The sequence below is a fragment of the Rivularia sp. UHCC 0363 genome (genome assembly GCF_034931125.1).
Classification (GTDB): domain Bacteria; phylum Cyanobacteriota; class Cyanobacteriia; order Cyanobacteriales; family Nostocaceae; genus Rivularia.
This window is the reverse complement of sequence record NZ_JAYGHM010000004.1, coordinates 61873-75267: the sequence shown is the minus strand read 5'-3', so window position 1 is coordinate 75267 and position 13395 is coordinate 61873. Positions and strand designations below refer to the sequence as shown.

Below are 13395 nucleotides of genomic sequence, written 5' to 3'. Positions count from 1 at the left end.
CGGAGAGCTACCTAAATGGCTCTCTTTTTTTTTATATTTTTTCTATTTCTAGATAATATTACTGTAAAACAAAAACAACTTACAGCCAATTTCATTTGAGTGAGGTACAGGACATATCGTTATAAGTGAGTAGGGAGTAGAGGAATGCACCTCATTTATTTGCAAACTGCTGTATTTACCAAAATTTAATCCAAATTTAAATAAGGGGTTAAGCCCCCTAGGCAAATAATGATATACTATGTTAAGTAGATGCACCCTGATGATCTGGAGGGCTAAATAATTAGCTCTCTATTTTTTTGAGTATTTATACGGAATTAGGTTAAAAGTTTAAGGTAATTAAATTAATAACTGCTAACTCCTTAATTCTTCCCCTTGTTTCCCCCGAACCCCATTCCCATTAATAACTAATAAGTTACCATGCCCGTGTTGACTAATTATTGATATAATCCCCGTTGCGGTGATGAAAATGCAGGGGAAGAGTAATGAGTGACTGGCGGGAAATAAGTGGGGGTGTTACAGCACCGAAGGGATATAAAGCAGCTGGAATTGCCGCAGGGCTGAAACCTTCAGGTGCGAGTGATTTAGCATTAATAGTCTCGGATGTAGAGGCGATCGCCGCAGGTGTGTTTACGATTTCCCAGGTAACAGCGGCTTGTGTTGATTATTGTCGTCAGCGATTATTATCAGCGCAAAGCGCTCGTGCGATTCTCTGTAATGCCGGACAGGCTAACGCTTCTACGGGTAATCAAGGTTGGTTGGATGCTCTTGAGTGTGCAATGATCTTGGGACAAGCGCTGAATATTTCTTCAAAGTCGGTGTTGTTAGCATCAACTGGGGTAATTGGGCAAAGAATTAAGATGGATGCTTTTAAAACGGGTATTCCTAAGTTAGTGGAAGCACTTTCGGAAACGGGTTCTGATGCAGCAGCAAAGGCAATTATTACTACAGATTTAGTGACAAAATCCATTGCATTAGAAACAACCATACATGATCGACCTGTAAGAATTGGCGGAATTAGCAAAGGTTCGGGAATGATTCATCCGAATATGGCGACTATGTTAGCCTTTGTGACTTGCGATGCTGCGGTTTCCCCTGCGTTGTGGCAAGAAATGCTGAGTCGCGCTGCTGACAAGAGTTTTAATGCAATCACTGTTGATGGGGATACCAGTACCAACGATAGTTTAATTGCTTTAGCTAACGGACAATCGCGCACCCCAGCGATTACCGAAATGAGTGCGGAAGCCGAGAAATTGGAAGCAATGTTAACCGCAGTTTGTCAACATTTAGCAAAGGCGATCGCGCGTGATGGTGAAGGTGCTACTTGTTTGATAGAAGTGCAAGTCAGCGGTGCAGTGGATGAAAAATCAGCTTTGAAAATTGCTAAAACCATTGCTGGTTCGTCGTTGGTGAAGTCTGCAATCTTTGGACGCGACCCGAATTGGGGACGAATTGCAGCTGCTACGGGACGTGCGGGGATACCATTTGAGCAAGGTGATTTGAGAATTCAGATGGGGGATTTTTTATTAATGGAAACAGGACAGCCATTGCAATTTGATCGAAAAGCAGCGAGTGCGTATTTGAAAGAAACAGCAGCAGCATCTTCTTTACCAAAAGATGTTGTTGCAACTAATAATAGTAACGATTTAACTGTTGATCGCACTAAGGTAAATACGCAAAGGGTAGATAATCCGGTAATTATTCAAGTAAATGTTGGAAATGGTGCAGGTGTTGGTAAAGCTTGGGGATGCGACTTGAGTTACGATTACGTGAAAATTAATGCCGAGTATACAACGTAGGTATATAGCATAGCGTGGCGCATCTGCGCCATGCTAGCTACGTAATTTATACATGGGGTTTGAAAACACCCTAAGCATCTTTTATGTAAACAACTTTAACGTCGCTGTTTTCTACCTTATCGCCTTCGTAATTACCTTGAATGTGCTTTGCTTTGGTTACTTTCTCAATTGCTACAACACTGAATGTACTATCTTTGAGTTCTTTAACTCGTGCTTCACCTTCAATATGTAGCTCATCAGCTGTCTTTGATTCTTTTTGGCTTAGTTCGGGGAAAATAATTCCATCATCAGAACGCATATATAGGACGGGTATACCCCATTCAAATCGTTCGTTTGACTGACGGTACATTTCTAACCGTCCTAGAGATACTGCTTCGTCAACAGACAACCCAGATGCAAGGGCAGTGTAAAATCGTTTACTGAAGACAATTGCATCATCATCTCGCACTTTATACTGCATTGCTACTACTGCTGGTATACCCTCTTTCATTAAAGCTGGTGCTATCCCAGTCCAAGCAGAGACTCCATCACGACGACCTGATTCACATGCTCCTAAAAGAGCAACTTTTACACCAGCCATTTGTAATTGTTTTGCAAAATGATTTGCCGGTAAGTATTCTGGCTGTTTTTCTTTGTTGAGCAAGACAAGATTTCCCATACCCTTAAATTCTTCAGTATCGGAGTAATTGTCTTCCTCTTTAAACCCACCATGACCTGCAAAGTGGAAAAGGTCTGCTTTTTTATCCAGTGCAGAATTTAACTCATCAACTGTTGGATTTTTGATGAAAGGTTGCCAATTTAGAGTAACCCCGTCCACACTAAATTTATCTAACGCCTTTTCTATAACTTCTTGCTCAACATCTAAATCAAGGTCGTTCCAAGGGTTTGCTGTCACTGCAAGTAGGCGTAATGATTCTTGATTATCTTTCTTAATTGGATTCGTAGAGGTAGTAGTTGATTCGTATCGTACCATCGAGTATTTTGGGTTCAACACCAGAAAGTTGTCATAACTATCTTCTTCATTTTCCTGGGGAAGATAGCAAAACTCCCAAGGTATTTGAGCAAGTTTTATATCCTTAATTACTAAACGAAGGCGAACGCCACCTTCTAAACCTGCTCTTTCAACTGCCTTTTGGAATAAGTTACTAATTTCTCCTGGTGGAAACAATCGAATTGTTAGCTGTTTACCTAGTTCAATTAATTCTTGAGGTGATAAACGTTTGCGTTCGAGTTTGCTAAGTTGGTTTTCTATTCCTTCAATTGAAACTGTTACGGCTTCACGAGTTTCACCAACTTCTGAGAAGGGAACAGATACTTTGAATGTTTGATTAGATTCATCATAATCTCGTAATTCGAGATTAAAGTTTACGTATTGGCGATTTTTTACCATGATTGGCTCCTTTTTTGGTCTTAAATTACTCCCTTACCCGTGTAAGATTACCTATTAATTTCTAGGATTATTCAAGGATTTGCGCCTATTTCAATCGGTATTTCTTGGACGGGAAGGGAGTAGGTTAATTATTTAAATACTTCTGATAATAAACTCATTTATTATTTTCAATACCTCTGATAATAAACTCATCTATTATTTGATTCTTTTCATCGACAATTGTATATAAGTTCTCTCCTGCTTTGACTTGGAATTGTTTTCCCCGTGAATTTAGAGCTTGGCTTATTTGAGCGACATTCTCTCCGTTCAATAGAATTGTGTAATAAGCATCGCTTTGACCTTTATTATTTCCAGAGGTAATAACAAAATTTTGTCCTACAGTACCTCTAAACATTCTTGTTTCTGGTTTAACACCATCTCCAACTTGAATTATCACACTATTTTCGCTATTTTTTAAAGATAGAGCTTGAACTGGAGGTAATAGCTCTGGCATAAAATTATCTAGAAAAATTCCTCCAGATAATGTTGCAATAAATACGACTAAAAGCAACTGAAATTTTCTAGCAGAATTGACTAAAAAATACTTCATGATTTTGTCAATTTTGAATAACTCAAATTTTCTGTTCTTTACCATTTTTACACCTCAATTAATTTAGGCTATTTGAAGAAATCAGAAAGAAGGATGGAGAAAAAACTTGTCCGTGCTTCACCGTAGAGTAGGCATGGATTCACGGGTTCTGGAAGGATATGGGGTTGTGCTACGCTTCGCTAATAGACCTTAATATCCCTTCTCTGAGCCACAGCAAAAGCTGAACGGTAGGCTATGCGAAGGATTTTAGTGGAAGACTTAAACCCTTTTTGGGATAATGCACAAAGGCAATACTTAAAACTCAATATTATTTCTGCACTATGCCTTACTGTACTACTGAGACCTGCTTCTACTGGTTTCCAGATCGAATTATTTTAAATCCTTTTACCTCAGGATTTGCTTCTACCATATCTCTTGTTTGTCTCGAACAATCTATTAAAGGTCGAGCATTACCGTCTATGTCACAAAAATTATTAGAAGGTACCCATGCTTCTAGAGGTACCTGTGTTTCTTCATTACCAACATTAGGATAAGTATGGCTGTGGCGCGCTCGGAAATTAGGATTCTCCCATTCCTGACCTTTATTACCTTGATTCTCAATAATTTTTTCTAAACGACACCAACCGTTTTCTTTACAATCAGAAAGCTGAACTATTGTAGTTGGAGCTAAATGTTTTTTAAATTTATTTTTGCCAGCTTGAACGACGTATTGAAGTTTACCAACAATATTCTCTAACAGGTCTGGTTCAACCTCCTCATTATTAATATTGCGACTAGGTTTTTTAACTTTTTCTACTATAGTTGCTTCTTGACGAATAAATAAAAATTCATTATTTTTATTGAGTCTCATAACAGCAATAAATCCCGACCTTTCATTTCTATTTTGAGCAACACTCTTATTAGCTATACCTAAGATTGAAATTGCCACGATTGATGACAATAAACAACTTGCAACATTCTTGAATGACTTTATATTGAACCTCTTAGATAAAATCATGTTCTTAGTAACTAGATTGTTGTTAAACTCTTGATTTACTCTAGGCAAATGCGTGTAAGTACTTTTTTTCATTCTTGTTACTCCTTTTTACTTCGTTAATCTTCTAAAAATGGTCTATTCTCGATAAGTAGGTAAATATGTATGAATCAACCTAACTATGTAACAGAATTTAAATTAGCCAAAACTTTTGCGATTGCTATTTACTTGCGGAAACGCTGAGATTTGACTTGCGGCGAACGTTAACCCAATGACATATTTATAATTTTTTGCGCTCAACTACTTAAACAGTATTAAGCTTGGCACTGACTATATCAAGAATATATTCATTAATTTTTTTTCTAAACTGTTTGGTTTTGGGAATATTGGAGGAAATAATAGTAATAGCTTCCTGAATACAAGCTTCAAGGCGTTCGACTTCTTTAGGAGGAAGAAAGTCATGCCTGCTGTAAGTAAATTTGGCATAGATATCGTTCCAATATGGATAATTCCATCCAAAGATGCGTGTTGTCTCTTGAAGAATATTTAGTAATAGCTTCTGGTCAAATTCCTTAAAAGCTGGTGTCCAACTTGCTAAGTTTTCTAAAAATTGACTTGGTTTTTCTTTTAGTCCAAGAGTACTCAATGCCTTTGTAAAGCATTTATCCTGACTCAAACTTATTGCTTTTATACTCATGAATTGTTCCTGTTGTAATTCTTGTAATTCTGCTTTCTCCTCCGAATTCTTCATCAGTGATTTTTCTATAGCATCCCTAGGGTAAGACGAGACTTCCTCCCAATATTGTTCAATTTCTTGTGCTGCTTGGTTAACTTTTAGGTAGTCATTGCAGATTGTAGGTGCTTCCTGGGTAAAGCTAGCCAAATTTAAAGCGGCTGCCCATTTAATCAGTACTTTTTCTTGCCACGACTCTTTCTCACCACTGGTAAGTGCAAGCTCCTCTGCTTCAGCAAAAACTGCACGGGCTTCTTCGACAAACTTCGCCCGAGCTAAAGCGCCCGCCAAGTCCAGCAACTCTGGTTTCCGTCGCCAGTTGTTTTGAATGGTGTTTGCAGATTCTATTGCATCGCTAAAGAATTCTATTGCTTCCTTTGTAAATCCAGCCTGAACTAAGACTTGTGCAAATTTTCTTAGTTGTTTTGTTAGTTCCCCACCTTTTTCAAAGCCGTTTTCTACTTCTATTGCTTCGCGGAAAAGCTTTGTTGCTTCTGTGATATCTTGAGCTTGAACTAGGGCTGTTGCCAAGTTCGTTGAGGCATCTGCTAAGGTCCAATTTTGTTCTTTTTGTACAATATTTTTAACTTCAATGAAAACTTCTTCTGCTTGCTTAACAAACCCTACTTGGGATAGAGCTATTGCCAACTTTGGCAGCACCTTTATCTGTTCCCAAGTCTGTATTGTGCGCGCGAGTTTTTCAGCTTCATTAAAAATTAAACTTGCTTCATTGACTTTTTTTGCTTGAACTAGAGCCAGTGCTAAATCAATCAGCTTATCTGTCTTAAGCAAATTGTCCGTTATTGCATCGCTAACTTTTTTGGCTTTGGAGAAAAATTTATTCGCTTCTTGAGCATACCCAACCATTGATAAGGCTGCTGCCAATTCCCTTAGTGCTTCTGCTTTAGCCCAGTTTTCCTCAATTGTGTCAATTAGTTCTTTGACTTTTTCAAAGACAGCAATAGTTTTCTGAGTATTTCCTGCTTGAGCTAAAGCTACTGCCAATTTTTGTAATACCTTTATTTTAACAAAGGTGTTTTTTATTTCATCTGCAAGTTTTTCAGCTTCGGTGAAGTTGCTAGCTTTCAGTAGGGCTGTTGCAAAATCTAAGAGTGTCTTTACTTCTAGGGAAACTTTATCAATTAGCTTTGCAACTTCTTTAGCTTCATTGAGAACATCTGATACATCTAAAACAGTAGAACTGTACTGGCTTTTTTCTTCCAGTGCATTAAAAATAGCCATTAAAGCTGTAAACCTGCGATTAAAATTCTTGCGTAAACGAGCATAAGCAAGAGCTTCTGTTTCACGTCCTAACAATACTAAAGTTTTGAGATCGATATCTTCATAATTGCTTGAACGCTGGTGTACTACTTGTCGTGCTGTGTAAAGCTTGATCAGTGTTAGCAATTGATTTGATTCTAATGGATCGCTGAATTTATTAATCGCTAATTCCAAGTCATCTACATATTCTGTATCCCTAGAGAAGAACTGAAACTTGCTCTCCATCCATTTCGGTGAACCAGTTAACAGCGTATAAAATTCTTCTTCCCGTCCAGCAGTATCCAGGTGTTTTGGTAGATGTAACAACCCATACTTATCGACTTTTATCAAGTCCACTTCTTCCCAGGATTGAGAATCTTTCTTGTAATAATCAATAATTAACTTATGCTGCGTTTGAGCATCACACCAAAAATCGTTGTTACGTTCTTTGTCTAGCAAATAATCCCGGAGAGATTGGTGAAATATGACGTAAATTTTTTTTCCTTCTTTGTCCTTAACTTCATTTAAGAACTGGCGTACTACCCCCAAGTAATCCCGCAATTGTTCGGGTTTGATACCTGTAAAATTTACCAACTGTTCTTCCGTTAATGGTTCCTGTGTTACCGTTAACCTTCCCAGGATGGGCTGATACTTGTTTTGCCATTCATCTGTCGTGAAACGCTTGAGGAAGTTGTGGTAAATGTCATCAATGTCTTTAGGTAAAGCAGATAAATCATTTATGGATTGTCTTTGTGCTTCGATGTCATTTAGGAGCAACTCCGCGTACAAGAAAATACCGTCTGAGAGTTCTACAATCTGACCACTGAGGTTTTCAACTGCGACCTTAGCTTCTTGTAAAACATCCTGGAGCTTTGTTTCTCGTACTCGTTCCTTAATATACTGGTAGATATCGGTGTTACTTTCCTCAGACTTTTCATCCAGATTGTAAGGCTCAAGTGGTTTAAACTCTCGCATTACTCGGTTTTCTGGGCGGGAAGTCATGATAAAACGTACCCAGGGGGGTAAATCGGAATTAGACAATCCCGCCAACAGCCTAACCAAGTTTGTATCCCCTGTAGTAGTCACAGCTTCATCGAGGGAATCAATCAAAATAACTGCTTTGTTAGGTCGTTCCTGCGGCTTGTCAGCATACATCTTCTCCAATTCAGCAAAAGGCGCTCGAATGAGAATATCTAGCTCATCATCCGGGTCGCTTTCTTCGAGATTTTCAATATAAACTCCTGTAAGCTGACTTCCGGTCATAGATTCAATTTGAACATTGACCTCTACTCGCAGGTGGACTGGCTTAATGGTATTCGCCAAAGCTTGTCCGTAGAGTGGTAGGCTTTTTCCTAACTGAGCCGCTAATGACCGAAATATACGGTTTGGTCTAACGGTTTCCACGTCTCCTGCTCTACAGAAATGGTAGGCTTTTATGTCTTTGCGAATCTTGGTTAATTGAGCGGCGATCGCGCTTTTGCCAGTCCCCGGTCTCCCAGTCAGAAGAAAAAAGCGATTGTTTTGTTTATTTTCTTTATTTAACCATTCATCAATTTTGTCGAATATCCAACGTCGTCCAGTGAAATTTTTGGTTAGTTGTTGAATATCATGCTCAAAGGGAATAGCAGTAAGATTAGTGACTGGTAATGATGTCATAATCATATGTTTATAACAGTACTATTGTATTGTTTAAATCGAGGATTAACTCATTGACAGAAGTCAGAATTAAGCTCTATCGCAAGGAGACAAGCTCCCGCTCCACCTTAATTGGTTTCCTTCTACATATTTATGGGTTTGACCGAAAAGAACTTATGCACTTTGGAGCAATTTGCTTCTACCCATATATAAATTTCAGCGAAAAGAACTTATGCACGTAATCTCCTAGTAGTAATCTGCCAAGAAATAATTGAGGCATAAAGTCGCTCCTTTCCTCGACAATATGCGTCTGACAAATCAGCGGGAAGTCCTCAACCAACGAAACAACATTACTTTTTCCACGGGCTTATTATCAATTTTATAAAAAAGTCAGGTAGTTTATTCACTGACTTTTGCTTACTTTATAAATAGGTAAAAGATGAGTTTACTTATGCAGTTGGTAGCAGTACTAAAGTCCAAAAATTAGTACAATCAACAAATATCCTATTGTTTTAAAAATAATTTAAATCGCGCATCTATCAAAAGGCAGAATTATATTAGTTTACATGGCAACTTTAACTATTCGCTTACCAGACGAAAAACATCATAGATTGAAAGAACTTGCTCAAGCTAAAGGTATAAGTATCAATAAGCTGATTGAAGAACTTTCTACTCTAGCTTTAGCTGAATTTGATGCTAATACAAGATTTAAAGCAATGGCTGCAACTGGCAATCCAGAAGAAGGTTTGAGAATACTGGCTAAACTTGATGATTTAATAGAATAATTAAATATGTCAATAATATGCCAAAAACAGCAGATATCGGCAGCAAACGTTTAATTAGTTTATCCCCAGATGCTTGGGTAAAGTGGGTAACGCAATCGGCGGAAGTTTCGGCACGAGAAATTCTTGCTTCAGAGTTTCAATGGATTAGCCGAGAAAGTGATGTAGTTGTCAAAGCTCATCATCCACAAGTTGGTAATTTTCTAGTATTGAACGAACTGCAATTACGTTACGATAATCGTTCACCAAGAAGAATAAGGGCTTATGCAGCATTAGCAGAAGAGAAATATGATTTACCAGTTTACCCAGTATTAATTAATATCTTGCAACCACCGCAAACTGTAGAAATTGCTAATAATTATCGATCGCAAGTTTTAGGTTTGCAGGCACGTCAAGACTATCGAGTAATTAATTTATGGGAAGTAGATGTACAACTAGTTTTTCAACAATCGCTTTCTTCATTGCTTCCTTTTGTACCAATACTTAAAGGTGGAAACGAAGTAGCTGTAGTGCAGCAAGCGGTACAGTTATTGCGTGCCGATGAAAAATTAGATGAATTAGAACCACTTTTAGCTTTCTTTGCTAGCTTTGTATTATCAACTCAATTAGTACAGCAAATTATGAGGTGGGATATGACTGTATTGCAAGAATCACCCTGGTATCAAGAGATTTTGAACCAAGGAGAAATAAAAGGTTTACTTTCAGGAATTGAATTAGGTTTAGAACTTAAATTTGGTTCAGAAGGTTTACATTTAATGTCAGAAATATCTCAGATAAAAGATTTAGAAGTTTTAACCGCAATTAGGGAAGGTATACGCACAAAAAATACTTTAGAAGAGATTCGTCAAATTTATCAAGCGGATGAAACCTGAAATTTTGTTCAAAAAACTGTTTTGTATTATCAACTCGATTAGTACAGCAAATTATGAGGTGGGATATGACTGTATTGCAAGAATCACCTTGGTATCAAGATTTGAATCAAGGGGAAATAAAGGGTTTAATTTCAGGAATTGAACTGGGTTTACAACTTAAATTTGGTTCGGAAGGTTTACATTTAATGTCAGAAATATCTCAGATAAAAGATTTAGAAGTTTTAACCGCAATTAGGGAAGGTATACGCACAAAAAATACTTTAGAAGAAATTCGTCAAATTTACCAAGCGGATGAGTGAAACCTTCAGCCCCTGCTCTACCGCAACGTATTTGTGTAATCGGTACCAGCGGTACGGGTAAAACAACTTTGGCTCATCAAGTTTCGCATTCGCTGATGATTCCTCATTTCGAGTTAGATTCTCTATACTGGGAACCGAATTGGGTAGCAACACTGTAGTGATATTTTTCGCGATCGCGTTAAACAATCTTTACCTGGTAATAGTTGGATTGTTGACGGTAATCACAGCACAGTACGCGATATCGTTTGGGGAAAAGCCGATACTCTTGTTTGGCTAGACTATTCTTTCCTCTTAGTGATGAGTCGCGTTTTGTGGCGAACTTTTCATCGGGTAGCGACGCAGTAACAAGTCTCTAAGTCCTTCGCACGCGCTACGAGATCGCCTACGAAGGAACTTCGCTCATCGCTTAAAATTTCAATATTCTTCTTCTAATTGTTACTTATTATGTAGGATAATTCGTCGTCGTCTTCATCGTCTTCATCGTCTTCATATTCTTCCTCTTCGTCGTCTTCATTCAGCCATGTAATTTTCAATACCGAGAGCGCCACTTTTAAGCGTTCTTTGTAAGCTGAATTGAAATCAATATCTTCTGAAGTTAATGATACCTTGATAAAATCGGCGGATGCCTTCGCGGATTGATATAGTGCGTCTAGAGCTTCATCAAAAGACTTTGAATCTGACATGGCGTTGAATGAACTGGGAACACCTTTAATATGATGCGAATGCGGCAAAATAGCAAATTATCAGACCAAAGTCTTACTATAACTAGCTTTTAAATTGCGATAGCGTTCGCGTAAGCGTGTCCCGAAGGGGACATAATGTCGTAAAATGTATCAAGTACGTTAGTGTCAATATCACTTGTTCCGATGGTGATAATTTTGGCTTTCTACCACCTCCGCCGTTAATAATCCTTACTTTCTAATTTTCTGCTAATTCAAGTTTATCAGGACTTACGTAATTGTCACAAGACTGAGGGAACGGTGCGTGACACATAAACCATTATATTGCGTTAGAAATCAAGCGAAGTGTCACAGCACCCTACGACCAAAATATGCCAGTTGCGTAAGTCCTATTTATAATTATGTGAATAATATCTTCGCATGAGTCAAATTCAAACAAATTATACTATTGTCATTTACAACCATAGGATTATTTCGGGTACATTTATTTCCTAGTGCCTAGTTCTGCAACTTATTTTTACATAATTCCTTACTTTCAATAATGGTGTTTCAATATTAAGTTATGAGGTTAGTATTAAAATAGCATCTTTTTGTTTTTGCTCGATAACTTGATTAATTTCAATTAACCTAGAATTGCTTAGCTGGAAATTTTTCGTAATTCACTCTCAGAAATTGCAAAAACTTCAATTGAATGGTTAAGCCACCGCATAAAGCACATAACTTGACAAACAATATAAGCAAACATTATCAGTATACGGTTGCCATTACCTGTAAAAATCGGTTAGCTTGGCGCTGTTTGAGAATAACAGCAAAAGGGATACGGACGTACTTAATCCCTAATTAGCAGTTCCCATAATGACCGCATTAATACAGAAACTTAAGTCGTTGTCTCAGCTAAAATTGAATGCGATCGCCAATTATGCTGGTAACTTCTGGTCTAACTTGTTGAGTTTTTTGCTGGTTCCAGTTTACCTGCATTACTTGGGTGTAGAAGCTTATGGTTTGATAGGGGGATTTTATGCGGTAATTTCATTTGTTGGGCTGCTCGATTTGGGTTTGAGTGCAACTATTAAACGGGAAGTCTCTTTACGTAAGGCTATCCCGGAAAAAGTTTTAACTATACCAGACTTATTAAGAACAACAGAGATAATTTACTGGTGTACGGGTACGGTAATACTTTTGTTGATGGTATTACTTGCACAACCAATTAGCACTCAATGGATTAATGCCGAAAATCTTGACTTAAAAACTGTTAAATGGGCGGTGATAATTTTAGGTTTAACTGTAGCTATTAGGTGGCCAGTTACAACCTACAGAGGAACGTTAATTGCGTTAGAAAAACAGGTGCAGCTTAATATTTTGGAGGTAATATTAAAAACTTTCAGGGAATTGGGAGCGGTTGTAATTTTGGTGATGATTTCGCCAACAATTATAGCATTTTTGCTGTGGCAAGCATTCATCGCAATTGTAGAAGTTTTGTTAATTATGGTGTTTGCTTGGCGCTATGTCCCTAAAACCGAAAATCGACCAAGCTTTAAGCTTGAAATATTACAACAAACATGGCGGTTTGCTGTAGGGGTTAGTTGGACGACAATAGTATCAATGATGCTATCACAAATAGACAAAATCTTGCTTTCTAAATTCGTTTCTTTAGAACAATTTGGCTATTATATGCTAGCCAGTACCTTAGCTCAAAAACTTTCTATAATACTTGAACCTTTTGTTGTTGCTATTTCACCACAACTGATAATATTAGCTGCTCAACCAGACGAACAAAAGTTTATTGATTTCTTTCATAAAAGCAATTTGTTCATATCGTTAACTGTAATACCCGTAGCTTCTACATTTATATTCTTTGCACCGATAATTCTCGAATTATGGACTCAATCACCAGATGTAGCGGCACAAGCATCAAGTGTTTTAGCAATATTAACCTTTGGGGCTATGTTAGATAATATTTCTACTATTTCATCTCAACTACAGCTTGCAATTGGAAAACCACAAATAGCAGCAATATTTAATAGTTTTAGCCTGGTTTTGATAATTCCAGCAATGTTATATATAGTTCCAGAATTACAGTTACTTGGAGCAGCCTTGATCAAAACTTTTTTGAATATACTTTATTATTTAGTGCTTTCGAGAATTACACATTGGTACATTTTACATAAAGAATATCGACGCTGGTTGATACAAGATACGTTAATTCCTATGTTAATGTGTTTTACAGTATTCTTTCTAGCTTTACAACTACAAACTATTTTTTCAGGAAAATTACTAGCAGTTTTTTGTATATTAACAGCAATTACATTAAGTTATGGGGTCTTGTTTCGGTGGTATAAATATCAGTTAAAAGTTCATCTAATTTTGGCAAGTAACTAATCTTTTA

General features: G+C 37.5%; 11 protein-coding genes. 6 read left to right on the top strand and 5 right to left on the bottom strand.

From position 1 onward, the window contains the following. The first annotated feature begins 482 nt into the window (after positions 1-482). Positions 483-1796, top strand: a complete 1314-nt coding sequence (gene argJ / locus VB797_RS03750; protein ID WP_323236293.1) for a bifunctional ornithine acetyltransferase/N-acetylglutamate synthase — start codon at positions 483-485, stop codon at positions 1794-1796. Between the two features lie 70 nt (positions 1797-1866). Here the strand turns inward: argJ and VB797_RS03745 are convergent, their stop codons facing one another. The 4 genes from VB797_RS03745 to VB797_RS03730 all read right to left on the bottom strand — a co-directional run bounded on the left by VB797_RS03745 (position 1867) and on the right by VB797_RS03730 (position 8397). After that, on the bottom strand, positions 1867-3186 hold the full coding sequence (locus tag VB797_RS03745; RefSeq protein ID WP_323236292.1) for a CHAT domain-containing protein: 1320 nt from the start codon (positions 3184-3186) through the stop codon (positions 1867-1869). A 154-nt stretch (positions 3187-3340) separates the two neighbouring features. Next, complete coding sequence (locus tag VB797_RS03740) at positions 3341-3820, bottom strand: hypothetical protein (protein ID WP_323236291.1); 480 nt, start codon at positions 3818-3820, stop codon at positions 3341-3343. 304 nt (positions 3821-4124) lie between these two features. Next, positions 4125-4844 carry a hypothetical protein gene (locus tag VB797_RS03735; RefSeq protein WP_323236290.1) on the bottom strand — a complete coding sequence of 240 codons (720 nt, stop codon included), beginning with the start codon at positions 4842-4844 and terminating at the stop codon, positions 4125-4127. A gap of 208 nt (positions 4845-5052) precedes the next feature. Next, positions 5053-8397, bottom strand: coding sequence for an ATP-binding protein (locus VB797_RS03730; RefSeq protein WP_323236289.1), 3345 nt, complete (start codon positions 8395-8397; stop codon positions 5053-5055). Between the two features lie 545 nt (positions 8398-8942). On the opposite strand from VB797_RS03730, the gene VB797_RS03725 reads away from it, so the two are divergent. From VB797_RS03725 to VB797_RS03710, 4 genes are all read left to right on the top strand, one after another. Then, positions 8943-9161, top strand: a complete 219-nt coding sequence (locus VB797_RS03725; RefSeq protein WP_323236288.1) for a toxin-antitoxin system HicB family antitoxin — start codon at positions 8943-8945, stop codon at positions 9159-9161. 17 nt (positions 9162-9178) lie between these two features. Further along, a complete protein-coding gene (locus VB797_RS03720) occupies positions 9179-10030 on the top strand; it encodes a transposase (RefSeq protein ID WP_323236287.1) in 852 nt (283 codons plus the stop codon). 65 nt (positions 10031-10095) lie between these two features. Beyond that, positions 10096-10329 carry a hypothetical protein gene (locus VB797_RS03715; RefSeq protein ID WP_323236286.1) on the top strand — a complete coding sequence of 78 codons (234 nt, stop codon included), beginning with the start codon at positions 10096-10098 and terminating at the stop codon, positions 10327-10329. Then, a complete protein-coding gene (locus VB797_RS03710) occupies positions 10326-10487 on the top strand; it encodes an AAA family ATPase (protein WP_323236285.1) in 162 nt (53 codons plus the stop codon). The genes VB797_RS03715 and VB797_RS03710 overlap by 4 nt, the downstream gene beginning before the upstream one ends. A 270-nt stretch (positions 10488-10757) precedes the next feature. Here VB797_RS03710 and VB797_RS03705 read toward each other — a convergent pair whose 3' ends face one another. Further along, positions 10758-11012, bottom strand: a complete 255-nt coding sequence (locus VB797_RS03705; RefSeq protein ID WP_323236284.1) for a hypothetical protein — start codon at positions 11010-11012, stop codon at positions 10758-10760. An 852-nt stretch (positions 11013-11864) separates the two neighbouring features. Here VB797_RS03705 and VB797_RS03700 point away from each other — a divergent pair. Continuing rightward, positions 11865-13388 carry a lipopolysaccharide biosynthesis protein gene (locus tag VB797_RS03700; RefSeq protein WP_323236282.1) on the top strand — a complete coding sequence of 508 codons (1524 nt, stop codon included), beginning with the start codon at positions 11865-11867 and terminating at the stop codon, positions 13386-13388. The last annotated feature ends 7 nt before the right edge of the window (positions 13389-13395 follow it).